34 protein-coding genes are annotated in these 23,876 nt (G+C 56.6%); 29 read left to right on the top strand and 5 right to left on the bottom strand.

Annotated features, from left to right (window positions below; all coding sequences use genetic code 11):
• Positions 1-16: 16 nt before the first annotated feature.
• The 24 genes from rpsS to Q672_RS31225 all read left to right on the top strand — a co-directional run bounded on the left by rpsS (position 17) and on the right by Q672_RS31225 (position 11,364).
• Positions 17-292, top strand: a complete 276-nt coding sequence (rpsS, locus tag Q672_RS31335; RefSeq protein WP_022986492.1) for a 30S ribosomal protein S19 — start codon at positions 17-19, stop codon at positions 290-292.
• A 10-nt stretch (positions 293-302) separates the two neighbouring features.
• A complete protein-coding gene (gene rplV, locus Q672_RS31330; RefSeq protein WP_022986491.1) occupies positions 303-647 on the top strand; it encodes a 50S ribosomal protein L22 in 345 nt (114 codons plus the stop codon).
• Between the two features lie 4 nt (positions 648-651).
• Positions 652-1,350, top strand: a complete 699-nt coding sequence (rpsC, locus tag Q672_RS31325) for a 30S ribosomal protein S3 (protein ID WP_022986490.1) — start codon at positions 652-654, stop codon at positions 1,348-1,350.
• 13 nt (positions 1,351-1,363) lie between these two features.
• Positions 1,364-1,777, top strand: a complete 414-nt coding sequence (rplP, locus tag Q672_RS31320; RefSeq protein WP_022986489.1) for a 50S ribosomal protein L16 — start codon at positions 1,364-1,366, stop codon at positions 1,775-1,777.
• Positions 1,778-1,780: 3 nt separating this feature from the next.
• Complete coding sequence (gene rpmC / locus Q672_RS31315; RefSeq protein WP_022986488.1) at positions 1,781-1,972, top strand: 50S ribosomal protein L29; 192 nt, start codon at positions 1,781-1,783, stop codon at positions 1,970-1,972.
• A 2-nt stretch (positions 1,973-1,974) separates the two neighbouring features.
• On the top strand, positions 1,975-2,238 hold the full coding sequence (gene rpsQ / locus Q672_RS31310; protein ID WP_022986487.1) for a 30S ribosomal protein S17: 264 nt from the start codon (positions 1,975-1,977) through the stop codon (positions 2,236-2,238).
• A gap of 50 nt (positions 2,239-2,288) precedes the next feature.
• Complete coding sequence (gene rplN, locus Q672_RS31305; RefSeq protein WP_022986486.1) at positions 2,289-2,657, top strand: 50S ribosomal protein L14; 369 nt, start codon at positions 2,289-2,291, stop codon at positions 2,655-2,657.
• A 15-nt stretch (positions 2,658-2,672) separates the two neighbouring features.
• Complete coding sequence (rplX, locus tag Q672_RS31300; RefSeq protein ID WP_022986485.1) at positions 2,673-2,981, top strand: 50S ribosomal protein L24; 309 nt, start codon at positions 2,673-2,675, stop codon at positions 2,979-2,981.
• Positions 2,982-2,994: 13 nt separating this feature from the next.
• Positions 2,995-3,534: a 50S ribosomal protein L5 gene (gene rplE / locus Q672_RS31295; protein ID WP_022986484.1), complete on the top strand. Its 540-nt coding sequence runs from the start codon at positions 2,995-2,997 to the stop codon at positions 3,532-3,534.
• An 11-nt stretch (positions 3,535-3,545) separates the two neighbouring features.
• Positions 3,546-3,851, top strand: a complete 306-nt coding sequence (rpsN, locus tag Q672_RS31290) for a 30S ribosomal protein S14 (protein WP_022986483.1) — start codon at positions 3,546-3,548, stop codon at positions 3,849-3,851.
• Between the two features lie 31 nt (positions 3,852-3,882).
• Positions 3,883-4,275, top strand: a complete 393-nt coding sequence (gene rpsH / locus Q672_RS31285; protein WP_022986482.1) for a 30S ribosomal protein S8 — start codon at positions 3,883-3,885, stop codon at positions 4,273-4,275.
• A gap of 31 nt (positions 4,276-4,306) precedes the next feature.
• A complete protein-coding gene (rplF, locus tag Q672_RS31280; protein WP_022986481.1) occupies positions 4,307-4,840 on the top strand; it encodes a 50S ribosomal protein L6 in 534 nt (177 codons plus the stop codon).
• A gap of 17 nt (positions 4,841-4,857) precedes the next feature.
• Positions 4,858-5,208: a 50S ribosomal protein L18 gene (gene rplR, locus Q672_RS31275; protein WP_022986480.1), complete on the top strand. Its 351-nt coding sequence runs from the start codon at positions 4,858-4,860 to the stop codon at positions 5,206-5,208.
• Positions 5,209-5,220: 12 nt separating this feature from the next.
• Entirely contained in the window at positions 5,221-5,718 is a 498-nt protein-coding gene (rpsE, locus tag Q672_RS31270) for a 30S ribosomal protein S5 (RefSeq protein WP_022986479.1), read from the top strand.
• A gap of 23 nt (positions 5,719-5,741) precedes the next feature.
• The gene (rpmD, locus tag Q672_RS31265; RefSeq protein ID WP_022986478.1) at positions 5,742-5,924 is read left to right on the top strand and encodes a 50S ribosomal protein L30; all 183 of its coding nucleotides are present in this window, start codon (positions 5,742-5,744) and stop codon (positions 5,922-5,924) included.
• Positions 5,925-5,927: 3 nt separating this feature from the next.
• Positions 5,928-6,362: a 50S ribosomal protein L15 gene (gene rplO, locus Q672_RS31260; protein WP_022986477.1), complete on the top strand. Its 435-nt coding sequence runs from the start codon at positions 5,928-5,930 to the stop codon at positions 6,360-6,362.
• 11 nt (positions 6,363-6,373) lie between these two features.
• Positions 6,374-7,756, top strand: coding sequence for a preprotein translocase subunit SecY (secY, locus tag Q672_RS31255; RefSeq protein WP_022986476.1), 1,383 nt, complete (start codon positions 6,374-6,376; stop codon positions 7,754-7,756).
• A gap of 17 nt (positions 7,757-7,773) precedes the next feature.
• Positions 7,774-7,890 carry a 50S ribosomal protein L36 gene (gene rpmJ / locus Q672_RS34055; RefSeq protein ID WP_008928865.1) on the top strand — a complete coding sequence of 39 codons (117 nt, stop codon included), beginning with the start codon at positions 7,774-7,776 and terminating at the stop codon, positions 7,888-7,890.
• Between the two features lie 115 nt (positions 7,891-8,005).
• Positions 8,006-8,362, top strand: a complete 357-nt coding sequence (gene rpsM / locus Q672_RS31250; RefSeq protein WP_022986475.1) for a 30S ribosomal protein S13 — start codon at positions 8,006-8,008, stop codon at positions 8,360-8,362.
• A 35-nt stretch (positions 8,363-8,397) separates the two neighbouring features.
• Positions 8,398-8,796: a 30S ribosomal protein S11 gene (rpsK, locus tag Q672_RS31245; protein WP_022986474.1), complete on the top strand. Its 399-nt coding sequence runs from the start codon at positions 8,398-8,400 to the stop codon at positions 8,794-8,796.
• Between the two features lie 16 nt (positions 8,797-8,812).
• On the top strand, positions 8,813-9,439 hold the full coding sequence (gene rpsD, locus Q672_RS31240) for a 30S ribosomal protein S4 (RefSeq protein WP_022986473.1): 627 nt from the start codon (positions 8,813-8,815) through the stop codon (positions 9,437-9,439).
• Between the two features lie 20 nt (positions 9,440-9,459).
• On the top strand, positions 9,460-10,467 hold the full coding sequence (locus Q672_RS31235; RefSeq protein ID WP_022986472.1) for a DNA-directed RNA polymerase subunit alpha: 1,008 nt from the start codon (positions 9,460-9,462) through the stop codon (positions 10,465-10,467).
• Between the two features lie 50 nt (positions 10,468-10,517).
• The gene (gene rplQ, locus Q672_RS31230) at positions 10,518-10,901 is read left to right on the top strand and encodes a 50S ribosomal protein L17 (RefSeq protein ID WP_022986471.1); all 384 of its coding nucleotides are present in this window, start codon (positions 10,518-10,520) and stop codon (positions 10,899-10,901) included.
• Between the two features lie 127 nt (positions 10,902-11,028).
• On the top strand, positions 11,029-11,364 hold the full coding sequence (locus tag Q672_RS31225) for a DOPA 4,5-dioxygenase family protein (RefSeq protein ID WP_022986470.1): 336 nt from the start codon (positions 11,029-11,031) through the stop codon (positions 11,362-11,364).
• A gap of 75 nt (positions 11,365-11,439) precedes the next feature.
• Here Q672_RS31225 and Q672_RS31220 read toward each other — a convergent pair whose 3' ends face one another.
• From Q672_RS31220 to Q672_RS31200, 5 genes are all read right to left on the bottom strand, one after another.
• Positions 11,440-11,832, bottom strand: a complete 393-nt coding sequence (locus Q672_RS31220; RefSeq protein WP_022986469.1) for a hypothetical protein — start codon at positions 11,830-11,832, stop codon at positions 11,440-11,442.
• 144 nt (positions 11,833-11,976) lie between these two features.
• A complete protein-coding gene (locus Q672_RS31215; RefSeq protein WP_022986468.1) occupies positions 11,977-13,242 on the bottom strand; it encodes a glycerophosphodiester phosphodiesterase family protein in 1,266 nt (421 codons plus the stop codon).
• Between the two features lie 113 nt (positions 13,243-13,355).
• The gene (locus tag Q672_RS31210; protein ID WP_152521846.1) at positions 13,356-14,120 is read right to left on the bottom strand and encodes a hypothetical protein; all 765 of its coding nucleotides are present in this window, start codon (positions 14,118-14,120) and stop codon (positions 13,356-13,358) included.
• 38 nt (positions 14,121-14,158) lie between these two features.
• Positions 14,159-16,987, bottom strand: coding sequence for an excinuclease ABC subunit UvrA (gene uvrA / locus Q672_RS31205; protein ID WP_022986466.1), 2,829 nt, complete (start codon positions 16,985-16,987; stop codon positions 14,159-14,161).
• Positions 16,988-17,127: 140 nt separating this feature from the next.
• Positions 17,128-17,778, bottom strand: a complete 651-nt coding sequence (locus Q672_RS31200) for a response regulator transcription factor (protein ID WP_022986465.1) — start codon at positions 17,776-17,778, stop codon at positions 17,128-17,130.
• Between the two features lie 295 nt (positions 17,779-18,073).
• On the opposite strand from Q672_RS31200, the gene Q672_RS31195 reads away from it, so the two are divergent.
• The 5 genes from Q672_RS31195 to gspD all read left to right on the top strand — a co-directional run bounded on the left by Q672_RS31195 (position 18,074) and on the right by gspD (position 23,851).
• Positions 18,074-19,450 carry an MFS transporter gene (locus Q672_RS31195; RefSeq protein ID WP_022986464.1) on the top strand — a complete coding sequence of 459 codons (1,377 nt, stop codon included), beginning with the start codon at positions 18,074-18,076 and terminating at the stop codon, positions 19,448-19,450.
• 75 nt (positions 19,451-19,525) lie between these two features.
• Complete coding sequence (gene ssb, locus Q672_RS31190; protein ID WP_022986463.1) at positions 19,526-20,041, top strand: single-stranded DNA-binding protein; 516 nt, start codon at positions 19,526-19,528, stop codon at positions 20,039-20,041.
• A 9-nt stretch (positions 20,042-20,050) separates the two neighbouring features.
• The gene (locus tag Q672_RS31185; RefSeq protein ID WP_022986462.1) at positions 20,051-20,791 is read left to right on the top strand and encodes a type II secretion system protein N; all 741 of its coding nucleotides are present in this window, start codon (positions 20,051-20,053) and stop codon (positions 20,789-20,791) included.
• Between the two features lie 120 nt (positions 20,792-20,911).
• Positions 20,912-21,769 (top strand): type II secretion system protein GspC, encoded by an 858-nt coding sequence (gene gspC, locus Q672_RS31180; protein ID WP_022986461.1) that lies wholly within the window; start codon positions 20,912-20,914, stop codon positions 21,767-21,769.
• Positions 21,770-21,778: 9 nt separating this feature from the next.
• Positions 21,779-23,851 (top strand): type II secretion system secretin GspD, encoded by a 2,073-nt coding sequence (gene gspD / locus Q672_RS31175; RefSeq protein WP_022986460.1) that lies wholly within the window; start codon positions 21,779-21,781, stop codon positions 23,849-23,851.
• Positions 23,852-23,876 lie beyond the last annotated feature (25 nt).

Raw genomic sequence — 23,876 nt, 5'->3', positions numbered from 1 at the left:
AAGAGAGGTTCAGGCTGTGCCACGTTCACTCAAAAAAGGTCCTTTTGTGGATCACCACCTGCTAAGCAAGGTGGAAGATGCGGTGGAAGCCGGCTCCCGTAAGCCGATTAAAACCTGGTCCCGTCGCTCCATGATTATTCCGGAGATGGTGGGTCTGACGATTGCTGTCCACAACGGCAAACAGCATGTGCCGGTGATTGTTTCCGAGCATATGGTAGGCCACAAGCTGGGCGAGTTCGCCCTGACCCGCAACTATCGCGGGCATGTCGTGGACAAGAAGGCTAAGCGATAAGGTGACAGCCATGGCTACTGAAGTTGCAGCCCGTCTGCGCGGTGCAAGAATTTCGGCTCAGAAAGCCCGCCTCGTAGCGGACCAGGTCCGAGGCCTGGAAGTCGAGAAGGCGCTGAATCTTCTGGAATTCAGCCCCAAGAAGGCGGCAAAAATCGTTAAGAAAGTGCTGGAGTCCGCAATTGCCAACGCGGAAAACAACGACGGCGCTGACGTTGACGAGCTGAAGGTATCCACAATTTTTGTGGACGAAGGCATGACCATGAAGCGTATCCGTCCGCGGGCCAAAGGCCGCGCAGACCGGATCCTCAAGCGTACTTGCCACATTACTGTGAAAGTCTCGGAAGGTCAGGAGTAACCAGATGGGTCAGAAAGTTCATCCGGTCGGTATTCGCCTTGGCATTGTTAAAGAGCATAACTCGCTCTGGTATGCCGGACCGAAGTCTTATTCAGACTGCCTGGTTACCGACCTGCAGGTTCGTGAGTTCCTGTTCAAGCGTCTGAAGAATGCGTCTGTAAGCCGCATCAAGATTGAGCGTCCGTCCGAAAACGTTCGCATCACGATTTCTACCGCACGTCCGGGTATCGTGATCGGCAAGAAAGGCGAAGATGTCGAGCGCCTGCGTCGCGATGTCGCTGCCAAGATGGGTGTGCCTGTGCACATCAACATCGAGGAAGTGCGCAAGCCCGACCTGGATGCCCGTCTGGTAGGCGATAATATCGCAGGTCAGCTGGAGCGTCGTGTGATGTTCCGACGCGCCATGAAGCGTGCCGTGCAGAACGCCATGAAGGCGGGTGCAGAAGGTATCAAGGTGCAGCTGTCTGGTCGTCTGGGTGGTGCTGAAATCGCACGTACCGAATGGTACCGCGAAGGCCGTGTGCCACTGCACACCTTGCGTGCCGATATCGATTACGCAGAAGTACGTGCTGAAACCACCTACGGCACCATTGGTGTGAAGGTGTGGATCTTCCGCGGCGAAGTGCTTGGTGGCATGGAGCAGGTTCAGCAGGAAGAGCAGCAGAAGCAGTCCAAGGGCGCCAAAAAGCGCGGCCGCGGTTAAAGGGTAACGAACGATGTTGCAGCCGAAGCGTACCAAATTCCGGAAAGTGATGAAGGGCCGTAACCGCGGCCTGGCACAGCGGGGCAGCAAGGTGTCTTTCGGCACCATTGGCCTGCAGGCAACCGGTCGTGGCCGCATTACCGCGCGCCAGATCGAAGCCGCTCGTCGTGCTATGACCCGTCACATTAAACGTGGCGGTAAAATCTGGATCCGGGTTTTCCCGGACAAGCCGATCACCCAGAAGCCGCTGGAAGTGCGGATGGGTAAAGGTAAAGGTTCTGTAGAGTACTGGGTTGCCCAGATTCAACCGGGCAAGATGCTCTACGAAATGGAAGGTGTTTCTGAGGACGTTGCGCGTGAAGCGTTCCGTCTGGCCGCGGCCAAGCTGCCGGTAAGCACCCGTGTCGTAACTCGGACGGTGATGTAAGCCATGAAAGCGAGCGAGCTGAGAGAAAAGAGTGTTGAAGAGCTGCAGCAGGAGCAGATCAATCTGCTTGAGCAGCAGTTCAAGCTGCGCATGAAGTCTGCTTCCGGCCAGCTTTCCAAAACCCACGAGCTTGGGACGGTTCGCCGTAACATTGCGCGCGTTAAGACCATTCTGAGAGAGAAGCAGGGTAACTAGTCATGGCAGAGGCAAAAATGCGCCGGACCGCTACCGGCAAGGTGATCTCCAACAAGGGTGAAAAAACTATCACTGTGTTGGTAGAGCGCCGGGTTCAGCACCCGATTTACGGCAAGATCATCAAGCGTTCCACGAAGCTGATGGCGCACGATGAACAGAACCAGTGTAACGAAGGTGACCTGGTTACCATCGAAGAATGCCGGCCGATGTCCAAGCGTAAAACCTGGACGCTGGTAAATGTAGTTGAACAGGCCAACAAGGCCTGACGGACCGTTGCTGTGGCTGCCTGTAAAGGCAGAGTTGGAGAGAGTTAGCGATGATTCAGACCGAAAGCATGCTCGAAGTAGCCGATAACAGCGGCGCTCGTCGAGTACAGTGCATCAAAGTGCTGGGTGGTTCTCACCGCCGCTATGCAGGCATTGGTGACATCATCAAGGTCACAGTGAAGGAAGCAATTCCGCGCGGCCGTGTTAAGAAAGGTGATGTAATGACCGCAGTGGTAGTGCGTACCCGTAAAGGTGTGCGTCGCCCGGATGGTTCTTTGATTCGTTTCGACGAAAATGCCGCGGTGTTGTTGAACAACAACAAAGCACCGATTGGTACCCGGATCTTCGGCCCGGTAACGCGCGAGCTGCGTACCGAGCAATTTATGAAGATCATCTCCCTGGCACCTGAAGTTCTGTAAAGGCGGGTGAAGGTAATGCTTAAGATCAAGCGTGATGACGAAGTCATCGTAATCGCGGGCAAGGACAAAGGTAAGCGCGGCACCGTTCAGCAAGTGCAGGACAATGGTCGCGTAATCGTTGGCGGCGTTAACATGGTGAAAAAGCATGTTAAGGCCAACCCGAACCGCGGTACTCAAGGCGGCATCGTAGAACAGGAAGCAGCTCTGCATGCCTCCAACGTTGCCATCTGGAACCCCAAGACCCAGAAAGCGGATCGTGTGGGATTCCGTTTTGAAGACGGCAAAAAAGTGCGTTTCTTCAAGTCCAACGGCGAAGCGCTGTAGGTTTAGGTGACCCATGAGTGATCTGAAAAAGATTTATCAAGACGAGATCGTAGCCAAGCTGAAAGAAGAGCTGGGCCTCGATAACATCATGGAAGTGCCGAAGATCACCAAGATCACCCTGAACATGGGTGTTGGTGAAGCTTCTGCTGACCGTAAGGCAATGGACGGTGCTGTCGCTGACATGACCGCCATTTCCGGTCAGAAGCCCCTGGTAACCAAGGCTCGTAAGTCTGTTGCCGGCTTCAAGATCCGTGAAGGTTGGCCGATTGGTTGCAAGGTGACCCTGCGCAACGATCGTATGTATGAGTTCCTGGAGCGCCTGGTTTCCATCGCGATTCCGCGTATTCGTGACTTTCGTGGTCTGAATGCCAAGTCTTTCGATGGTCGTGGTAACTACTCCATGGGTCTGCGTGAGCAGATCGTGTTCCCGGAAATCGATTTCGACAAGGTCGACAAGCTGCGTGGTCTGGATATTACCATCACCACTACAGCCAAAAATGACGACCATGCACGGGCGCTGCTGCGCGCCTTCAACTTCCCGCTGAAGGGCTAAGAGGATTTATCATGGCTAAAGAATCCATGAAAAACCGGGAAGCAAAACGCGCCAAGTTGGTAAAGCGTTTTGCCGCCAAGCGTGCAGCGCTTAAGGCGATCATCCAGGATCCCAATGCAGAACCTGAAGCAAAGTGGGATGCACAGCTTCAGCTGCAGAAGATGCCGCGCGATTCTTCCCCGGTTCGTCAGCGTAACCGCTGTCGTCTGACCGGTCGTCCGCACGGTTACTACCGCAAGTTCGGCCTCAGCCGGATCAAGCTGCGTGAAGCAGCAATGCGCGGTGATGTTCCCGGTCTGGTTAAGTCCAGCTGGTAAGCCAAGAGTTAGGTAGCGGAGCGATTGCGGCATGAGCATGCAAGATACCCTGGCGGATATGTTTACCCGTATCCGTAACGCCCAGATGGCCAAGAAAGTACAGGTTGAGATTCCTGCCTCCAAGGCAAAGGAAGCGATTGCCAAAGTACTTCTGGACGAGGGCTACATTGCTGGTTACAAGGTCAGCGATGAGAAGAAGCCGGTATTGACGGTTGATCTGAAGTATTTCGAAGGCAAGGCGGTGATCGAGAAGATCGCACGTGTAAGCCGTCCCGGTCTGCGTGTATACAAGAGCGCAGGCGAGATCCCTAAGGTTAAGGGCGGCTTGGGCGTGATGATCGTATCCACCAACCAGGGCATTATTTCTGACCGCGCAGCACGCAAAGCCAATGTTGGTGGCGAGCTGATCTGCGAAGTGTCCTAACAGAAGCGGCGTAGACGGGTTAGGTGCAGCAATGTCTAGAGTAGCAAAAAGTCCGGTAAATCTGCCGAGCGGCGTCGAGTTTAAGGTCGATGGCCAGCAAGTTACCGTAAAAGGTGGCAAAGGCAGCCTGGAGCATGAAGTTCACGAGCTGGTAGCCGTGTCTCTGGAAGAGGGTGTGGTTTCTGTGAAGCCTCACGATGAATCCCAGAAGGCGTGGGCCCTGGCCGGGACTACCCGTGCTCTGTTGAATAACATGGTGACTGGTGTGTCCGAAGGCTTTGAGCGTAAGCTCCAGCTGCTCGGCGTTGGTTACCGCGCACAGGCGCAGGGTAAGGTCCTTAACCTGACTCTCGGCTTCTCTCATCCGGTTGCTTACGAGCTGCCTGAAGGGATTACTGTCGAAACCCCGAGCCAGACAGAGATCGTTATCAAGGGCGTTGACAAGCAGCTGGTAGGTCAGGTTGCCGCCAACGTTCGGGCCTTCCGTCCGCCGGAGCCCTACAAGGGCAAAGGGGTGCGCTATGCTGATGAGCAAGTGCGCCGTAAGGAAGCCAAGAAGAAATAATCGTTGAGATTAATGCCATGAAAGACAAAAAAGTTGCACGTCTGCGCAGGGCAAAACGTACTCGTCTTAAGATTCGTGAACTGGGCGAAGTTCGTCTCTGCGTTAATCGTACTCCGCGTCATATCTATGCGCAGGTAATCTCTGCGAACGGCGGCCAGGTTCTGGCCTCCGCTAGCACTGTAGAGAAAGATCTGCGTGCTGAAGCAACCGGTAACACTGACGCAGCGGCCAAAGTTGGCCAGCTGATTGCTCAGCGTGCCAAGGAAGCGGGCATTGAGCGCGTTGCCTTTGACCGTTCCGGTTTTAAATATCACGGTCGCGTAAAGGCGCTGGCTGACGCCGCGCGTGAAAACGGGCTTGAATTCTAAGGGTGCTTGGTTATGGCGAAAGTTGATCCCAACGAAGGTCTGCAGGAAAAGCTGGTTCAGGTAAACCGGGTTGCTAAGGTTGTGAAAGGCGGCCGTATCTTCGGTTTTACCGCTCTGACCGTAGTGGGTGACGGCAAGGGTAAAGTTGGCTTCGGTCGTGGCAAGGCCCGTGAAGTGCCTGCCGCTATCCAGAAAGCCCTGGAAGCTGCCCGCCGCAACATGATTCAGGTGGAGCTGAATGGCACCACCATCCAGCACCCCATGAAGGCCCGTCACGGTGCCTCCAAGGTGTACATGCAGCCGGCCGATGAAGGTACCGGTGTGATTGCCGGCGGTGCCATGCGCGCCGTACTGGAAGTCGCAGGCGTTCAGAACGTACTGGCCAAGTGCTATGGCTCCACCAACCCGGTAAACGTGGTTCGGGCTACTTTTAACGGCCTGAAGACCATGGCTTCTCCGGAGTCAGTGGCTGCCAAGCGTGGCAAGTCCGTCGAAGACATTCTGAACTAAGCGCAGATTACGGAATCGTTACGATGGCTGAAAAGATCAAGGTAAAGCTGGTTAAGAGCACCAACGGCCGGCTGGAAAAGCACAAGGCCTGTGTGCGTGGTCTCGGTCTGCGCCGCATCGGCCACACCGTGGAAGTTGAAGATACCCCGGCGGTACGCGGCATGATCAACAAGGTCGCGTACATGGTACAGGTAGAGGGAGAATAAGTGATGCGTCTGAATGATCTGCATCCTGCTGAAGGTTCCCGCCCGGACGGCAAGCGCGTCGGTCGCGGTATCGGTTCTGGCCTGGGCAAGACCGGTGGTCGTGGCCACAAAGGTCAGAAGTCTCGTTCTGGCGGTACCGTGAAGCCCGGTTTCGAGGGTGGTCAAATGCCGCTGCAGCGTCGTGTGCCGAAGTTTGGCTTCACGTCCAAGCTGGCTATGGGCACTGCTGAAGTCCGTCTGGCTGAGCTGGCCAAGGTGGAAGGCGACGTGATCGACCTGGCTGCTCTCAAGGCTGCCAATGTTGTGCGCCGCGATATGAAGCGCGCCAAGATTGTTCTTTCTGGCGAAATTAATCGCGCCGTTACCGTTCGTGGTGTTGCCATTACCAAAGGCGCCCGTGAAGCGGTTGAAAAGGCTGGCGGCAAAGTCGAAGAATAAGGCGACGCTCTATGGCGAAGAATCGCGCTCAGACATTGAATGGTGGCGCGCCGAAAGTAGACAGCAACGCGATGCGTGAGCTGTGGCGGCGAATCGGTTTTCTGTTGGGCGCCCTGGTGGTGTTCCGTATCGGGGCACACATCCCGGTACCGGGCATGAACCCGGAAGCGTTGCAACAGATGTTCAACAATAACCGGGACACCATTCTTGGCCTGTTTAACATGTTCTCCGGGGGGTCCCTGGAGCGCATGAGTATATTTGCTTTGGGCATCATGCCCTATATTACCGCCAGCATCGTGATTCAGCTGATGACGGCGGTGGTCCCGACCCTGGAGCAGCTCCGTAAGGAAGGTGAACAGGGACGGCGCAAGATTACCCAGTACACGCGTTATCTGACCGTGGCATTGGGTGCAATTCAGTCCTTCGGGGTCTGTGCCGGCTTGAAAAGCCAGGGCATCACGTTGCTGCCAGAAGCGGCCACTACCATGCAGGTAGCCAGCTTCTACTTTGTAGCCGTGACCAGCCTTCTGACCGGTACCGTGTTCCTGATGTGGCTGGGTGAGCAGATTACCGAGCGCGGGGTTGGCAATGGTATTTCCATGCTGATTTTCGCCTCCATCGTGGCAGGCTTGCCCGGTGCCGTGGCCCAGACTTTTGAGTCTGCCCGGACCGGTGATTTGAGCTTGATCATGATGTTGTTTGTGTTCCTTGTGGCACTGGCCGTGATTTTCGGTGTGGTGTTTGTAGAACGGGGACAACGGCGTATTACGGTTAACTATGCGCGACGTCAGCAAGGCCGTCGAGTATATGCAGCGCAGCAGAGCCATCTGCCGCTGAAGGTGAACATGGCAGGGGTTATTCCCGCTATCTTTGCCAGCTCCATTCTGCTGTTTCCGGCGTCACTGACCCAGTGGTTCAGTGATTCCAATCCGGATTCCTGGTGGGGCCAGGCACTGCGAAGCGTGAGTGATGCTCTGTTGCCGGGGACTCCGCTGTATATTCTGCTGTTTACCCTGTCTATCGTGTTCTTTTGCTACTTTTATACAGCGCTGGTATTCAATCCGAAGGATGTCGCAGACAACCTGAAGAAATCCGGCGCCTATATTCCGGGCATCCGCCCGGGCGAGCAGTCCGCTCGCTATATCGATACCGTAATGGGCCGTCTGACCCTGATCGGTGCGGTATACATGACGCTGGTGTGCCTGTTGCCACTGGGTCTGCAAGCAGTTGCCAATGTGCCCTTTTATCTGGGTGGCACCTCTCTGCTGATCGTTGTGGTAGTAGTCATGGACTTCTGGTCGCAAGTTAATTCGCACCTGACGTCCACCCAGTACGAGAAGTTGATGAAGAAAGCCAACCTGAAAGGGTATGGCGGCACCGGACTGGTGCGTTAACGAACGAGGCGAGTGCGATGAAAGTTCAGGCTTCTGTAAAGAAGATCTGCCGTAACTGTAAAGTGATCCGTCGTAAGGGTCGCGTCATGGTGATCTGCAGTGCCGAACCCCGGCACAAGCAGCGCCAGGGTTAAGGTTCAGTCTTCTTTTAAGTGTTTGGTTGAAATTCAGTCGGCGTAGCGCTAGACTCTGCCGCCTTTCGGCGCCTGAGAGCCTGGCGCACCCGTTTTGTGAATCGGAGATATTCGGATGGCCCGTATTGCAGGCGTTAACATCCCGGAAAATAAGCACACGGTGATTTCTCTCACCTACATCTTCGGGATCGGTCGTACCCGTGCACAGCAGATCTGTGCAGCGGCCGGTATTGAGGAAACCGCCAAGGTTCGTGACCTGAGCGGTGAGCAGCTTGACGTCATTCGTGGCGAGGTTGCCAAGTTCTCAACCGAAGGTGACCTGCGCCGGGAAATCAACATGAACATCAAGCGTCTGATGGACCTGGGCTGCTTCCGCGGCATCCGCCATCGTCGCGGCCTGCCGCTTCGCGGTCAGCGCACCAAGACCAATGCTCGGACCCGTAAAGGTCCGCGTAAACCGATTCGCAAGTAAGCTGAAACGTCAGCGGCTGGATTTGGATAGGCATTATGGCTAAGTCAAAGAAAGAGAGTGGCGCACGTCGCAAGAAGGTAACGCGCAGCGTAGCGGACGGTATCGCTCACGTGCACGCTTCCTTCAACAATACCATCATTACCATCACTGATCGTCAGGGCAACGCACTGTCCTGGGCGACTTCAGGTGGTGCTGGTTTCCGTGGTTCCCGTAAAAGTACCCCGTTTGCTGCCCAGGTGGCCGCCGAAAACGCGGGTAACGCTGCCAAGGACTACGGTCTGAAGAATCTTGAAGTGCGGGTGAAGGGCCCGGGCCCGGGTCGCGAATCTTCCATTCGTGCCTTGAACGCCTGTGGTTACAAGATCACCCATATTGAGGACGTTACGCCGATTCCGCATAACGGTTGCCGTCCGCCTAAAAAGCGTCGCGTGTAACGGGAGTTAGAGCAAGATGGCAAGATACATCGGTCCCAAGTGCAAGCTTTCCCGTCGTGAAGGCACTGACTTGTACCTGAAGAGCGGTATTCGTCCGCTCGATTCCAAGTGTAAGGCTGAGCAGGCTCCTGGTCAGGCTGCGGGTGGTCGTCGCCCGGGTCGTCTGTCCGACTACGGTGTTCAGCTGCGCGAAAAGCAGAAAGTTCGTCGTACCTATGGTGTGCTGGAGAAGCAGTTCCGTAGCTACTACAAGAAGGCAGCCTCTTCCAAGGGTGCCACCGGTGAGGTGCTGCTGCAGCTCCTGGAAGGTCGTCTGGATAACGTGGTATATCGCATGGGCTTCGGTTCCACGCGCTCTGAAGCGCGTCAGCTGGTATCCCACCGTGCTATCCTGGTGAATGGCCAATCTGTCAACGTGGCCTCTTACCAGGTGAAGCCGGGTGACGTGATCAACGTTCGCGAGAAGTCCAAGAACCAGCTGCGTGTCAAAAACGCGATGGAACTGGCTCAGCAGCGTGGTTTCGTACCGTGGATCGAGGTAGACGAGAAGAAGCTGGAAGGGACGTTCAAGTCCAAGCCAGAGCGTATCGATCTGCCTGCCGAGATCAACGAAAACCTGATCGTCGAGCTGTACTCCAAGTAAGGACTGCCTGAGGGATCTCTATGACCGCCGTGAACGACTTTCTCACGCCCCGCTCGATCGCGGTCAACGCGATCAACCAGACCCACGCCAAAGTGGTTCTGGAACCGCTGGAGCGTGGTTTTGGCCACACTCTGGGGACTGCGCTGCGTCGCATCCTGATCTCCAGCATGCCCGGCTGCGCGATCACCGAAGTGGAGATCGAGGGCGTACAACACGAATACTCCTCCATCGAGGGTGTTCAGGAAGATGTGATCAACATCCTGCTGAACCTCAAGGGTGTAGCCCTGAAGATGGAAGACCGCGAAGAAGCCACTCTCGAGCTGGTCAAGAAAGGCCCGGGTGCGGTGACTGCGGATGACATTCAGCGTGATCACAGTGTTGAGATCGTCAACCCTGATCATCTGATCTGCACCATTACTGGCGACACCGAACTGCGTGTGAAGCTGAAAGTGCAGAAAGGTCGTGGTTATGAAGCGGCTGACGCTCGCCAGACCGACGAAGACGAGACCCGCGGTATTGGCCGTCTGCAGCTGGATGCCAGCTACAGCCCGGTACGTCGCGTGGCCTATGTCGTCGAAGCGGCGCGTGTTGAGCAGCGCACTGACCTGGACAAGCTGGTTATCGATCTGGAAACCGACGGTACCATTGATCCAGAAGAAGCGATTCGCCGTGCAGCAACCATCCTGCAGCAGCAAATCGCCGTCTTTGTCGACCTGGAACAGGATGCCAAGCCTGAGCCGAAGCAGGAGCGTGAGGAAATTGATCCCATCCTGCTGCGTCCGGTAGATGATCTGGAACTGACAGTACGTTCCGCCAACTGCCTCAAGGCTGAAAACATCTACTACATCGGTGACCTGGTACAGCGTACCGAGGTTGAGCTTCTGAAGACCCCGAACCTGGGTAAGAAGTCTCTCACCGAAATCAAGGACGTGCTGGCCTCAAAGGGCTTGTCCCTGGGTATGCGTCTCGAAAACTGGCCGCCGGTCAGCCTTCGTGACGACGACCGGCTGAACACCAAATTGCGCTAAGTTAGTTGTTGTGGACGCTGTGAAGCGCCCCTGAACATAGGAACAGAATCATGCGTCATCGCAAAAGCGGCAGAAAACTGAATCGGAACAGCTCTCATCGTCAGGCGATGTTCCGTAACATGGCTGTGTCTCTGCTGGAGCACGGAGCGATCAAGACCACCCTGCCGAAAGCTAAAGAGCTGCGTCGTGTGGCTGAGCCGCTGATCACTCTGGCTAAGGAAGACTCTGTAGCGAACCGTCGTCTGGCTTTCAACCGCACCCGTTCCAAGGAAGTGGTTGGCAAGCTGTTCAACGAGCTGGGTCCGCGTTACAAGAGCCGTCCTGGTGGCTACGTGCGTATCCTCAAGATGGGCTTCCGTGCGGGTGACAATGCACCGATGGCCTATGTTGAGCTGGTTGACCGTCCTGAGCTGGCCGAGGGCGACGCCGAGTAAGGCTTCGCACAGGTTCTCAGGATCAAAAAAACCGGGCATATTGCCCGGTTTTTTTATGTCTGTTGTTTGGCGGGCTGCCTGTACTATGCTGTTATTGGACGCAGGCAAGGCATGACGGACAGCAGGCATGGCAATCAAAGGGTTCCACGCACACGTCTATTATGACGAAGATTCCTTCACTCAGGCGGCGGCGCTGTGTCAGGCCGCGCACCAGCATTTTGATATTCCCATGGGCCATATGCACCGCAAACCGGTGGGGCCACATCCTTGCTGGAGCTGCCAGCTGTCAGTGCCCCGTCGCCTTGCTGGCGATGTCATTCCCTGGTTAATGGCCAGCCGTAACGGGCTGACAGTCTTTATTCACGGTCTTAGCGGTGATGACCTCCGCGATCATACCGAGCTGGTCATGTGGCTCGGTGAGAGTCAGCCGCTGGACTTGAGCATCTTTCAGTTTTCTGCCTGACCGGTATGGGGAACCTCTGAATAACCCCTTGCGCTTCAGGACGCGCGAGCATGCAAGGCGTTATTCAGCGCTGCCTTAGCGCTGGGCAACAGCGCGTCCGCGATACATGAGCGTTTTGCCCGCTCGGTGTGGTTTGTCGCCTGTGTCTGTTTGTGTTGCCTGGTTACCGGCGTCTATCGGTTGCCCCCGGTATCGACGAATGGGGGTGGCTGCCTCAGGGGTGACCAGCGTGTCCTCTCCTTCCAGCTGGATCAATGCAAGCCGGATCTCGCCATACAAACGCTGCAGACCCTGAGAGCGGGTTCGCCCGGCATAATGTGCCAGTTTCTCACGCAAGTGCGGATCGGTCAGGGAGAGTGAGTCATCGAATTCTGCACGAATCAGGCGCCGGCACTGGTTGACCAGATTGACGATGTTGTACTGCATGAGCCAACGGTGATCGCTGGTGTTATCGGCAGAGGCTGTCATCACATACTCCTTGGGCTATGGAAGGCCCAGTGGTTACCTTCGATGCATACAACAAGAGACAAAGCAGAATCCGTGCCAGCGTAATAGGGGGTTATTCGTAGGCTGTTGCCCCGACTTGGGTCGGGGCAACAAAATGAGGCGCGGCTAGCGCCATCTTGGGGCGTGGCGCTGCCGCTGAAGGCAATTGGCATAGAAGGTGGTAGTGGCTGGCCAGTCAGAAAAGACGCCAATGACGCCCACTTGGCGGGCCAGCACATCAAGAAGCGTCAGCATGTCGCCGTCATTATCTATCTGTGGGCTGACACTCTGGTAGTACCAGCCACCGCCGCTGGCCAGTGGGCCAGACCGTTCCAGGGACCAGGCAATAATGTCCAGATCGGCATCCCGTGCTGCCCGGGCGTAGGGGCTGGCGACAATACGCTGATTTTTGCTGCTGACCAGCATCCAAAGTGGGGGAGCGATGATATTGACGCCATAGCCTTTCAGGGTGGCCATATCTGGCTGCCAGGTGCCAGGGTTTTGTGGGTCGAGCCCCTGGCTGTCACGTCCATCCAGATAGACAGCCTGTTTGCCGTAGTCGGGCTCTGCGTCAATCCAGTAGCGGACATCGTCAAGATTAAACGATTGAGGGTAGACATCCCTGGGGGCAACCCCGGCTTCGCGGTACTCGTCGATGAGCTGCTGGGCATAGTCCTGCTGTGAATAGTGGCCCTGCCAAGGCATTTCCACTGCCGGCGCCTTCAGCTCCGGGGTCATTTTGACGCCTAATTCCTGAAAAAGCGCGATGCTTTCCCGATGGCTCAGGAGGGTCCCGCGTTGGCGATACAGTTCTGTTCGCCAGTCGGGTGTGCCTTGCAGGTATTCGGCGACATTGGTCGCACGAGGATTGGCGCCATCCATTTTGCCCTTGAGCGTCTTGAATTGAGCAAGGGTGATGTCGCTGGTGCAGCACTGCGCTGTGGCGGGGTTGCTACCATCAAAAGGGGTGAAGGGTTGGCTGCATTGGCTGGCAAGGTCGGTTTCAAGGATATTGGTGGTCGTGTGAAGGTCGCATTGGGAGTGGCGGCACACCAGCTCCTGATCCTGGGTGAAGGCCACATCACACTCGAGAATACCGGCCCCCATACGGGCGGCGGCCCGGTAGGATTCTTCGGTATGCTCGGGAAATTGCAGCGGGGCCCCCCGGTGACCGATGGAAAAGTCATTGGGCTTCTGGGGGCGCCGTTCGGCAGCGCACGCCTGGAGCGCTTGTTTGACTGGCCCATCGTCCATGTCATTCACGAGGTAATAGGGGCGTGGGCCCAACTCCACCGTGCCTGTAGCGGGTTGGCCATGGCCGGCGCAAGCGGCGGCCGCACCAGCCAGGCCGATAGCGGCCAGCAGTCCCTTTAGTGCCCAAATTCGGTTCATGATTAACCTCCATAGCGAGTTATGAGGGTGATCATGTCGACCGTATATGACGTTTCGGTGGGCAAGATTATTCAGGCTGGTGACAAGCCATGAAAATGTGATTTGCCACTGGTTCACTGGCTGGCGAGATCTTGTCTGCGGAGTATTTTTGCGTTGTATACAGAGCTATAGAATTCCGCGATGGTCATGCGGAGCTGTTTGGGTCTACCGTCACTGATCAGTCGTGCGGTCCAAAGTACTTTCCCGTCACTTTTCCGGATTACGGCCATGTCGCTGATTGCGCTGCCAAAACTGCCCGCATAACCGCTGCCTCCAGACATGGTGCTAAGGATCGCCGCTGAAGTAACCATTGTTGCTTTGGCGCCAGTTGTATGATGCCAGCCCGAAAAACGAGTGAGTAGATAACAACAGCTTCCGTCTTCGTATTGCTCGAGGGGCTGAGGCAGAGCAAGGGAGTCTTGTTGCACTGGAGCAGGCAGTTCAGGTACGCCAAAGAAGGATGTCGACTCTTTTACCTGTTGCGGAGTTAAGTCGTCCGCCCAGGCGCTTGCGTAAAGTTGCGAGATGGCCTCGATGACTGGCTCATCAAGGGAGAGGGTAAGATTTTCTATTTCGTAACCCTTGGCGATAAGTTCGAGCTGCTCGACTAGTAACCTCTGTCCATATCCCGGGAGCTTTGTGGCACCGGTGGCCTCACCGCTGAGTGTCCTCTCCTCCATCGCAAGATCTGGAGGCAGGATGGTCATGGTGTCAAAAGACCAGTAGTCCTGTTCGCTAATATCCTGAGCAGGAAATGTGCGCAGGCAATGGTCCGCGTTACAATTAAAATTCTCCCCCAGATCCTGAAGTCTTGAGCATGCACTGAGAAAGATAGCCAAGGTAAGAATCTTGGCTGTCCGGGCGAATAATTGCATTTTTATTGGCCTATCATGGATTTCAGAAAGCGCCCGGTATGACTGCCCTTCACTTTGGCGACCTCTTCCGGGGTGCCCTCGGCGATGATTTCGCCACCACCGTCCCCGCCTTCCGGCCCCAGGTCGACAATCCAGTCTGCGGTCTTGATGACGTCCAGGTTATGTTCGATCACTGCCACGGTGTTGCCGTGGTCTGCCAGACGGTTTAGGACGTCCAGCAATAGCTGGATGTCCTGGAAGTGCAGCCCTGTGGTGGGCTCATCGAGGATATAGAGAGTGCTGCCGGTGTCCCGGCGGGACAGCTCCTTGGCCAGTTTGACACGCTGTGCTTCGCCGCCTGACAAGGTGGTGGCGGCCTGTCCCAGTTTGATGTAACTGAGGCCCACGTCCATCAGGGTCTGCAGCTTGCGAGCCAGGGACGGGACGGCATCGAAAAACTCGCGTCCTTCCTCGATGGTGAGCTCCAGTACCTCAAAGATGTTCTTTCCCTTGTAGGTGATCTCCAGGGTTTCGCGGTTATAACGTTTGCCTTCACAGACTTCGCAGGGCACGTAGATATCCGGCAGGAAGTGCATCTCCACCTTGATGACCCCGTCGCCCTGACAGGCTTCGCAGCGGCCCCCTTTGACGTTGAAGCTGAAGCGACCGGGTTTGTAGCCACGGGCGCGGGCTTCCTGGGTGCCCGCAAACAGGTCGCGAACCGGTGTGAAGATGCCGGTGTAGGTCGCGGGGTTGGAGCGCGGGGTACGGCCGATGGGGCTCTGATCAATATCGACGACCTTGTCGAAGTGCTCCAGCCCTTCGATGGAGTCGTAGGGGGATGCCTTCAGGGTGGTGGCCTTGTTCAGTCGGGTGGCCGCCAGCGGATAGAGGGTGCGGTTAATCAGGGTCGATTTGCCAGAGCCGGACACGCCGGTAATACAGGTCAGCAGGCCCACCGGAATGTTCAGGGGGTGCCCCTTGAGGTTGTTGCCGGTGGCGCCGTGAAGGGTCAGCCACTGGTCATCCTGATTCTGGCGACGCTGCTCCGGCACGGCAATTTGTTTGCGTCCGGACAGGTAATCCCCGGTCAGGGAGGCAGGGTTGTCGGCCACCTCCTGGGCAGTCCCCTGGGCCACGACGCTGCCACCATGGACACCGGCACCGGGGCCGATATCAATGACGTGGTCAGCCAGCCGGATGGCATCTTCGTCGTGTTCCACCACCAGCACGGTATTGCCCAGATCCCGTAGTCGGGTAAGGGTGTTGAGCAGTCGCTCATTGTCTCGCTGATGCAGGCCGATGGAGGGCTCGTCGAGTACGTACATGACCCCCACCAGGCCCGCCCCGATCTGGCTGGCCAACCGGATACGTTGCGCCTCACCACCGGACAGGGTCTCCGCGCTGCGTTCCAGTGTCAGGTATTCCAGCCCCACGTTCACCAGGAACTGTAGGCGGTCACGGATTTCCTTGAGAATCTTGTCGGCAATCTCGCCTTTGCTGCCGGGGAGGTTCAGCTCGCTGAAGTAGTTGTGGGCCTTGCCCACCGCCAGGCGTACCACGTCCGGCAGAGTGGTCTGCTCGATAAAGACATGCCGTGCGGCTTCACGCAACCGGGAGCCGTTACAGCTGGGGCAGCTGGATGTGGACATGTAATTGAGCAGGTCTTCACGGACGGCATCGGATTCCGTTTCCCGGTAACGGCGCTCCATGTTGGGGATGATCCCCTCGAAGGGATGGTTGCGCTTGATGATGTCGCCGCGGTCGTTGAGGTAGCGAAACTCGATGCTTTCCTTGCCGGTGCCGTAAAGGATTTTCTTGCGGACGGTTTTGTCCAGTGACTCAAAGGGCACGTCCATGTCGAAGCCGATGCTCTGGGACAGGGAGTTGAGCATCTGGAAGTAATAGACGTTGCGGCGGTCCCAGCCACGGATGGCACCTTCCGACAGGGACAATTCTGCCGAGTTGATTACCTTGTCCTCGTCGAAGAATTGTTTCATGCCCAGCCCGTCACAGCTGGGACAGGCGCCGGCCGGGTTATTGAACGAGAACAGTCGTGGCTCCAGTTCAGGGATGGAGTAGCCGCAATGAGAGCAGGCGAATTTGGCAGAGAAAGTGATCTCCTCGCCTTCTTCCCCTTCCATAGGGGCAATGATGGCAATGTCATCGGCCAGATTCAGGGCGGTTTCGAAGGATTCCGCCAGCCGGTTCTGCAGGTCGCCGCGCACCTTGAAACGGTCCACCACCACTTCGATGGTGTGTTTCTTGTTCTTTTCCAGCTCGGGCGTGTCATCCATGTCGTAGATGCGGCCATCCACGCGTACGCGAATAAAGCCCTGGGCCCGCAGTTCTTCAAACAGGTGCAGGTGCTCACCTTTCTTTTCGCGAATCACCGGCGCCAGCAGCATCAGTTTGCTGCCTTCTTCCATGTCCAGAACCTGGTCCACCATCTGGCTGATGGTCTGGGCGGCCAGCGGGCTGTCGTGTTCCGGGCAGCGGGGCTCGCCGACACGTGCAAACAGCAGCCTGAGGTAATCGTAGATTTCGGTGATGGTACCCACGGTGGAGCGCGGGTTGTGGCTGGTGGATTTCTGCTCGATGGAAATGGCCGGGCTAAGCCCCTCGATGTGGTCCACATCGGGTTTTTCCATCATCGACAGAAACTGACGGGCGTAGGTGGAAAGGGACTCCACGTAACGGCGCTGGCCCTCGGCATAGAGGGTGTCGAAGGCCAGAGAGGATTTGCCAGACCCGGACAGACCGGTAATTACCACCAGCTTGTCCCGGGGGATATCCAGGTCCACGTTTTTCAGGTTATGGGTGCGTGCGCCACGAACCAGAATGGTATCCATCAACTGCCCCTGAGTACTGTCAAAATGAACAGGGCAGTATAGGCGAAATACTGTGAAGGGGAAAAGAAAGAAGCCGCTTGCACGCAACACGCGTCACGCAGGCACGGCAAGGGCGCGCGTGCTGCGTGAGGTGGAAGGGGTTAGAGGTTTTCCTGGGCCCAGTTCACCGCCTGCAGGCGGTTGGAGGCGTTGATCTTCTTGAAGATGTTGTAGATGTGGGTCTTGATGGTGTGCGGGCTCAGGTTGAGGCTGCTGGCGATTTCCGAGTTCTTGGCGCCAGTGGCCATGACCTTGAGCACTTCCACCTCGCGATCAGTGAGGTTCACTTCACTGCGCGAGAAGGTCTTGTTAAACGTTCGGCTCTTCATCAGATAAGCCTGCAGTACCGCACGGGGGAACCATAGTTCGCCATCGAAGATGGCCTTGATGCCCTTGCTTAATAAGGCCTGTGGGCAGTCGTGCTGGAAGCCGCCGTTAACCATGGGCAGGCCGGCCAGTTTTGAGAGCGATTCGTCCGAATCCACATTGAATACTGCGATCAGGACGTCGTTTTCGACTTCCTGATCGGCTTCCAGTAGGTGAGCGATGACCTCGTTCACGTCGACGCTGTGGTAATCCACCAGAAACAGGCTCTGATCAAATTCCTTCAGGGTCGCTACGGTGATGTCGCTAACAGAAGGGATGGATCGTGCGGCGATCTCTTCTTTTACCAGGAATTCGGTGAGCAGGGCGTTTTGCAGTTGTTGGCTGCCGACGACATATACCTGCTGGTTGTGTTGTTGGGTGTTCATTGGCCCGTCCATGACTGTTGGGAGTGCCGCCCCCCGGTTAACGCTGTTGCGGCAGCGACTCCCTAGGCATATTGCCTAAGAAAAAAAACCTACCAGCCTGTCAATTTATCACCGCTTTGGCGGGGGTTCAATTTGCTGATGCTGCTTACTTACGGGTTTTACCTATTTCACGATTAAAGGTAGCCGCACGGCTAAGGATTAGGCATCCCCGGAGCTGCGGCGAATCTGATACACTGCCTGACCTTTTGTCGATAGACGGCCCGCAAGCCCGCCCGGTGAGGAGTATCAGCGTTACATGACGGCATCTGCATCCCCTGTTCCTGATGTATTGCAGCGCACGGAACTGAAAACCACCGGGTATCTGGCCACCATTTTTGCCTTGCGCATGTTCGGGCTGTTCATGATCCTGCCGATTTTTGCTGTCTATGGGCAGCAACTAGAAGGTGCCACGCCTTTGCTGATCGGTACGGCCATCGGTGCCTATGGCCTGATGCAGGCGCTATTACAGATACCTTTTGGCATGTTGTCTGATCGTTTCGGGCGACGCCCGTTATTGCTGGTTGGCCTGTTGTTGTTCATTGCTGGTGGTGCGGTGGCGGCCATGAGCGAGCACATTGCCGGTGTCATTGCCGGACGGGCTTTGCAGGGAGCTGGAGCCATTGCCAGCGTGATCATGGCCTTGATCGGGGATGTGGTCAGTGATCGGCACCGTACCCGGGCCATGGCATTGATTGGCATGTCTGTCGGGGGGGCATTCATTCTGGCCCTGATTATGGGGCCTCTGCTGGCGACATGGCTTGGGTTGTCCGGGTTATTCTGGATGACCTCCGTGCTAGGCGGGTTTGCGCTGATTGTCGCCATGGTTGTGCCCGCCCCTCGAGCGTTGCAGGGGGAAGCGTTGCCTGCGAGGGAGCGCTTCCGCCGCGTACTTGGCAGTAAGACATTGCTGCAATTTGATGTGGGTATTTTCAGTCTGCATCTGATTATGACCGCGTCTTTCGTGGTTGTGCCCGCTTTGCTGAGCGAGCGCCTTGGTATGAGTCTGGGCAGTCATAGCCTGCTCTATCTTGGCGTGCTGCTGGCTGGATTTGTTGCGATGGTGCCCTTGATTATTCGTGCTGAGCGGCGAGGAGCCATGCCGGTCAAGCGGCTGGCCGTAATACTGCTCGCGCTGTCCCAGTTATTATTGGCGTTTGCCGGTGCTCAGGTGTGGCACTTTGTGGTGGCGTTGCTGGTATTCTTTGCCGCCTTCAATCTGCTTGAGGCCCTGTTGCCCTCGTTGGTTGGCCGGGCAGCACCCGCAGGGACCCGCGGCACGGCCATGGGGGTGTACTCCACCAGTCAGTTCCTGGGTGTTTTTGTGGGGGGGCAGCTTGGTGGAGCCCTGTATCAGTGGTGGGGCGCGGCAACGGTCTTCTATGGTTGTATGGCCTTGGCACTGGTCTGGCTGCTCGTGCTTTCGGGCATGAAGGAGCCGGCAAAACTGGATAATCGGGCGTTGCGGCTGCAGCCGGGGCAGGATGGCAAAACGCTGGCCACCCAGCTGCAGGATGTGCCCGGAGTTGTTGAGGCCGTTATCGTGGAAGAGCAAGGCCTGGCATTGCTGAAAGTGAATCCAGGAGAGCTGGATGAGGCCCGTCTTGAAGGGGTCGCCGGTATCGCTCAAAGCTGACACAATGGCGGTTTTGCTGCCAGCAGCAAGCACGGTAATGATTGATTAAAGCCCTTCAGGGGCACGGAGAAAAACATGGCGCGCGGTGTAAACAAGGTAATACTGATTGGCAATCTTGGGGCAGATCCAGAAACTCGTTTCATGCCCAGCGGCGGAGCCGTCACCAATGTGCGGCTGGCTACCAGTGAGAGTTGGAAGGATCGTCAGACCGGCCAAATGCAGGAACGAACGGAATGGCATCGGGTGGTGTTTTTCAACAAGCTTGGAGAAATTGCCGGCGAGTACCTGAAGAAAGGTTCCAAGGTCTACATTGAAGGCGCCATTCGTACCCGTAAGTGGCAAGGGCAGGATGGTCAGGACCGTTATACCACCGAAATCGTGGCCAGCGAGATGCAGATGCTGGATGGCCGGGGTGAAGGTGGTGGCCAGGGTGGCGGTGGTTTTGCGCCACAGGGCAATCAGGGCGGTTACCAGAACCAGGGGGGCGGCGACTTCGGCGGAGGCAATGCGCCCCAGCAAGGTGGCAGCTCGAATCAGGGTGGGGGGTTCAGTGGCCCTGCCGATGATTTCGACGACGATATCCCGTTTTAAGAGCGCCTGATGCCTCGCAAGCTGACTCTCGCTCTGGTGTTCGTGGCCTGCCTGCTGCTGTTTTTGGTGGTGCTGATGCCCGCTGCCGTTTTGGTGGAAAGGGTGCCTCAGCTTCGCCCTGGAGGGGTTTCCCTGGTGCTGGAGAATGCCCGCGGCCGTTGGTGGAATGGTCAAGTTGACTGGCGCTGGCAACAGCAGCAGGGCACACTGGAGTGGATGCTGGATTTCCGGGGGCTCACGCCGGGTTTGGATGTTTCCTTGCGAACCACTGCTGGAAGCGATCTGCGTCTGGCCGGGTGGCTTGGCGGTTCTGGCGCACAGAACTGGCGGTTACTACAGGTGCGCGCGTCGGTGCCTGTGTCCCTGGTCGCAGAGCGTATTCCCCAGGGCGGGGCTGATGGCCGAGCGGACGCTTCGATCATGGAGTTCGCCGTTCAGGATGGTCGGGTGACCGAGGCGAGAGCAACCCTGCAATACGGTGGTGGCACTGTGACTTGGGGCCGCAGTGGTTCGGCGGTGGTGCCGGTGCTGCAGGGCCGAGTGAGCATGGAGGGCGAGGATCCGGTGCTGGAGGTGACGAGTCCTGAGGGGCGGCAGCTGATGAATGCCCGTTTGTCAGAAGGGCGTTTTCAGCTGGAAGTCTTTCGGGCATGGCCCATACTGCTTGGTGTGAGCCAGGGTGGTCAGCCCGATGATGTGGTTTTCCAGATGTCTCAGCCCTTTGCGCTGGGGCAGGCAGGGATGCAGTAGTTCTTCCCCGCGCCGTTACAGAATTAAGCAATAAAAGGGCGCCCGAATTCGTTAGCCTTCGTGCTCGTTGTCCGGGGTTGTAAACACGTCCAGCCAAAACGATAAAGGAAGAGCAGGGCCGTGAAGTCGCAGTTTTCAGAGTGGGGAAAGGCTTACCCTTGGGGCAGGCCGGTGCGGTGGCTGTTGGCTATTGCGCTGGTGGTCGCACTTGCTTGGGTATTGGCTGAAACCGTCTGGCTTCTGCTTTATGGGCCCAATGATCCTATCCCCGCGACCGAAAAAACCCGACTTGAAGTGGCGTCCAGCAGCACGGCCACCAGTCTATCCCAGACGCAGGTAGATGGATGGCAGCTATTTGGCGAGTATCAGGCGGAACCGCGTGAGGCAAGCAACAAGCCCACAGATGCCCCCGATACCCGGTTGCGGCTGGAGTTGCTGGGGGTTTTTCAGACCTCCGATCCGCAGAAAGCGACAGCGATCATTGCCGAGAAAGGCAAGGAAGCAGAGTTGTATCACATTGGCGACAGTATTCCGGGCAATGCCTCTCTGGAAGAAGTCTATGCAGACCGGGTCATTCTGCGTCGAGCCGGCCGGCTCGAAACGTTGAGGTGGTCGGATACTGCATTGGGAGGAGTGACCGAAGTTAGACCGCAGGTCCGCTCTCAGCCCCAGCCGGTTCAGGCGGAAGGTGATGACGCCGACATGATGCAACAGCGGCAAACCATTATAAAGCAGCTTGCCCTTAGCCCGGTAAGTAATGGCAGCACACAGGGGTATACCCTGGGTAAGCGAGCGCCTAAACAGCTGCTCTCACAAGTCGGGCTTGCGCCAGGTGATGTAATTTTGTCAGTGAACGGCCATGGGCTGGGCACAGAGGAAAGTGATATGGCTGCTCTGGAGTCTTTCAAACAGACCCAGCAGGCCAGTATTGTCGTCCAGCGTGGCGATCAGCAATTTACTGTGAATTATCCGCCCTAGGTGGTGTTTATGATGTTCCGTTTAAGAGCCTCTGCGCTTAAAACCCTTTTGGTCGCCTGTCTGACGGTGGTGGTGGTGTCTGCCCATGCGGCCAGTAATCAGGTGCAGGCCAGTGATGATGGCAAGAGTTGGACGGTGAATATCCGCAATGCGGATATTCAGGCGTTTATCAGCCAGATCGCCGACATGACCGGGAAAAATTTTGTGGTGGACCCTCGGGTTCGGGCACGGGACGTGACGGTGGTGTCGACCAAGGCGCTATCGGCGGATGAAGTGTATGAGCTGTTCCTGTCTGTGCTGCAGGTACACGGTTACGCTGCCGTTCCAGCAGGCGATATTATTAAAATCGTCCCCAACACGACGGCCAAGCAAAGCAATCTGCCGTTGGTAGACAAGGGGCAGGGCACCGGCGAGGAGCTGGTGACCCGGGTCATTCCTGTGGAGAATTCCCCGGTGGAAGAGCTGGTGCCGGTGTTGCGTCCGTTGGTGCCGCAGTATGGTCATCTTGCCGCCGTTGGCTCCGCCAATGCGTTGATTATCAGTGATCATCTGGACAACATCCGCCGGATGGAAGCCATTATCGCCAGCCTGGATAACGCTGAATCTGAAGATGTTCAGGTGATCAAGCTCGAGCATGCTTTTGCGGGTGATCTGGTGAAAATGCTCGAGACGCTTACGCCACAAACCGGTGGTCGCCGGGGCAAGACTCAGGAAGGTAGTGTCACGGTGGTCGCCGATGAGCGAACCAACCGGCTTATCATCAAGGGCGACCGGATTACCCGTCAGCGTATGGCCCAGATGGTGAAAAGTCTGGACACTGCGGACAGTGCGAGCTCGGGGGTCAAAGTTGTCCGTTTGACCCATGGAGATGCCAAGACGCTTGCAGAAATCCTGAAGAATTTTGCTGACGGTGCCTCTGCTGCAAAACCGGGTGCTGATGGCAAGGCGGTGTCTTCCTCCAGTAGTAATGGCAAAGTCTCCATTCAGGCGGACGAGTCTCTCAATGCGCTGGTGATTCGTGCTGAGCCGGGCATGATGAATGAGCTGCAGTCCATTATCAGCCAGCTGGATGTGCGTCGTGCCCAGATCCTTATCGAGGCGGCGATTGTTGAGGTGACGGGCGAAAATGCCAAATCGCTGGGCTTCCAGTATGTCGGCGGCAGTGATGAATCCGGTGTGGGTGCGGTGAATTTCAACAACGCTGGATTGAGCGTTAATTCTATTCTCCAGGCGTTAGCTACCGATGATCCTTCCGGCCTTTCCCTGAATGACGGGGTTGCCATTGGGCTGGGTGAAACCGATTCCAATGGCGATCTCAAGTGGGGAGCATTGATGCAGGCACTGGCCTCCTCTTCCGATGTCAATCTGCTCTCCACGCCCAGCATCCTGACGCTGGATAACGAAGAAGCGTCGATTATTGTGGGTGAGAACGTGCCATTCGTGACAGGGCAGAGCACCAACACAGGGTCTGGCGTATCCAATCCGTTTACAACGATTCAGCGTGAAGATGTGGGGCTGACGCTCAAGGTGACGCCCCATGTGGCGGGATTGTCCACCATTCGTCTTGAGCTGGAGCAGGAAAATTCGGCGGTCAAAGAGTCGTCAGGCGATGCGGTTGATATTGTTACCACCACCCGAAAATTGCAAAGCACGGTGCTGGCAGATGATGGCGAGACCATCGCATTGGGGGGCTTGATCAAGGACGACATCCGCAAGGTGGTACGCAAGGTGCCGCTGCTGGGTGATATCCCCTTGCTGGGCTTCCTGTTCCGCACCACTACCAATTCCCGTCAGAAAAGTAACCTGATGGTATTCTTGCGGCCGACGATTCTTGCTGACAACGATCGTTTGGTGCAGATGAGCCGCGAGAAGTACATGGGGATTACCGCTCTGCAGTTTGAGGTGGATAACGAGGGCAAACTGGAGAGGGTCATCAAAAATCCGCTGCCATCCAACATCGACAGGGTATTTGACGGGCGAGATCCGGTAACTCCGGAGTTCAAGGATGCCTTCGAGGCGAATCAGACGCCGCCTGCATCCTCGTCCAGAGTCGAAGAAGAGCCGCTACCCGCCACGGATTAATTGGCTCCTGTTCGGTATACGATCC

This window comes from Alcanivorax sp. P2S70, from assembly GCF_000475295.1.
Classification (GTDB): domain Bacteria; phylum Pseudomonadota; class Gammaproteobacteria; order Pseudomonadales; family Alcanivoracaceae; genus Alcanivorax; species Alcanivorax profundi.
The sequence above is the reverse complement of the archived record's forward strand: the minus strand, read 5'-3'. Positions and strand labels throughout refer to the sequence as shown.

Bases quoted from the DNA above. Each gene is read 5' to 3' on its own strand.
- rplF (WP_022986481.1), top strand. From the start codon at position 4,307: ATGTCTAGAGTAGCAAAAAGTCCGGTAAATCTGCCGAGCGGCGTCGAG.
- rpsK (WP_022986474.1), top strand. From the start codon at position 8,398: ATGGCTAAGTCAAAGAAAGAGAGTGGCGCACGTCGCAAGAAGGTAACG.
- rpsM (WP_022986475.1), top strand. From the start codon at position 8,006: ATGGCCCGTATTGCAGGCGTTAACATCCCGGAAAATAAGCACACGGTG.
- rpsH (WP_022986482.1), top strand. From the start codon at position 3,883: ATGAGCATGCAAGATACCCTGGCGGATATGTTTACCCGTATCCGTAAC.
- rplV (WP_022986491.1), top strand. From the start codon at position 303: ATGGCTACTGAAGTTGCAGCCCGTCTGCGCGGTGCAAGAATTTCGGCT.
- rplN (WP_022986486.1), top strand. From the start codon at position 2,289: ATGATTCAGACCGAAAGCATGCTCGAAGTAGCCGATAACAGCGGCGCT.
- rpsQ (WP_022986487.1), top strand. From the start codon at position 1,975: ATGGCAGAGGCAAAAATGCGCCGGACCGCTACCGGCAAGGTGATCTCC.
- Q672_RS31215 (WP_022986468.1), bottom strand. From the start codon at position 13,242: ATGAACCGAATTTGGGCACTAAAGGGACTGCTGGCCGCTATCGGCCTG.
- rpsD (WP_022986473.1), top strand. From the start codon at position 8,813: ATGGCAAGATACATCGGTCCCAAGTGCAAGCTTTCCCGTCGTGAAGGC.
- rplX (WP_022986485.1), top strand. From the start codon at position 2,673: ATGCTTAAGATCAAGCGTGATGACGAAGTCATCGTAATCGCGGGCAAG.
- rpmC (WP_022986488.1), top strand. From the start codon at position 1,781: ATGAAAGCGAGCGAGCTGAGAGAAAAGAGTGTTGAAGAGCTGCAGCAG.
- rpmD (WP_022986478.1), top strand. From the start codon at position 5,742: ATGGCTGAAAAGATCAAGGTAAAGCTGGTTAAGAGCACCAACGGCCGG.
- rplR (WP_022986480.1), top strand. From the start codon at position 4,858: ATGAAAGACAAAAAAGTTGCACGTCTGCGCAGGGCAAAACGTACTCGT.
- Q672_RS31235 (WP_022986472.1), top strand. From the start codon at position 9,460: ATGACCGCCGTGAACGACTTTCTCACGCCCCGCTCGATCGCGGTCAAC.
- Q672_RS31220 (WP_022986469.1), bottom strand. From the start codon at position 11,832: ATGACAGCCTCTGCCGATAACACCAGCGATCACCGTTGGCTCATGCAG.
- gspD (WP_022986460.1), top strand. From the start codon at position 21,779: ATGATGTTCCGTTTAAGAGCCTCTGCGCTTAAAACCCTTTTGGTCGCC.
- rplQ (WP_022986471.1), top strand. From the start codon at position 10,518: ATGCGTCATCGCAAAAGCGGCAGAAAACTGAATCGGAACAGCTCTCAT.
- Q672_RS31200 (WP_022986465.1), bottom strand. From the start codon at position 17,778: ATGAACACCCAACAACACAACCAGCAGGTATATGTCGTCGGCAGCCAA.
- rplP (WP_022986489.1), top strand. From the start codon at position 1,364: ATGTTGCAGCCGAAGCGTACCAAATTCCGGAAAGTGATGAAGGGCCGT.
- uvrA (WP_022986466.1), bottom strand. From the start codon at position 16,987: ATGGATACCATTCTGGTTCGTGGCGCACGCACCCATAACCTGAAAAAC.
- rpsN (WP_022986483.1), top strand. From the start codon at position 3,546: ATGGCTAAAGAATCCATGAAAAACCGGGAAGCAAAACGCGCCAAGTTG.
- rpsE (WP_022986479.1), top strand. From the start codon at position 5,221: ATGGCGAAAGTTGATCCCAACGAAGGTCTGCAGGAAAAGCTGGTTCAG.
- rplE (WP_022986484.1), top strand. From the start codon at position 2,995: ATGAGTGATCTGAAAAAGATTTATCAAGACGAGATCGTAGCCAAGCTG.
- Q672_RS31225 (WP_022986470.1), top strand. From the start codon at position 11,029: ATGGCAATCAAAGGGTTCCACGCACACGTCTATTATGACGAAGATTCC.
- rpmJ (WP_008928865.1), top strand. From the start codon at position 7,774: ATGAAAGTTCAGGCTTCTGTAAAGAAGATCTGCCGTAACTGTAAAGTG.
- rpsC (WP_022986490.1), top strand. From the start codon at position 652: ATGGGTCAGAAAGTTCATCCGGTCGGTATTCGCCTTGGCATTGTTAAA.
- rplO (WP_022986477.1), top strand. From the start codon at position 5,928: ATGCGTCTGAATGATCTGCATCCTGCTGAAGGTTCCCGCCCGGACGGC.
- secY (WP_022986476.1), top strand. From the start codon at position 6,374: ATGGCGAAGAATCGCGCTCAGACATTGAATGGTGGCGCGCCGAAAGTA.
- ssb (WP_022986463.1), top strand. From the start codon at position 19,526: ATGGCGCGCGGTGTAAACAAGGTAATACTGATTGGCAATCTTGGGGCA.
- Q672_RS31185 (WP_022986462.1), top strand. From the start codon at position 20,051: ATGCCTCGCAAGCTGACTCTCGCTCTGGTGTTCGTGGCCTGCCTGCTG.
- Q672_RS31195 (WP_022986464.1), top strand. From the start codon at position 18,074: ATGACGGCATCTGCATCCCCTGTTCCTGATGTATTGCAGCGCACGGAA.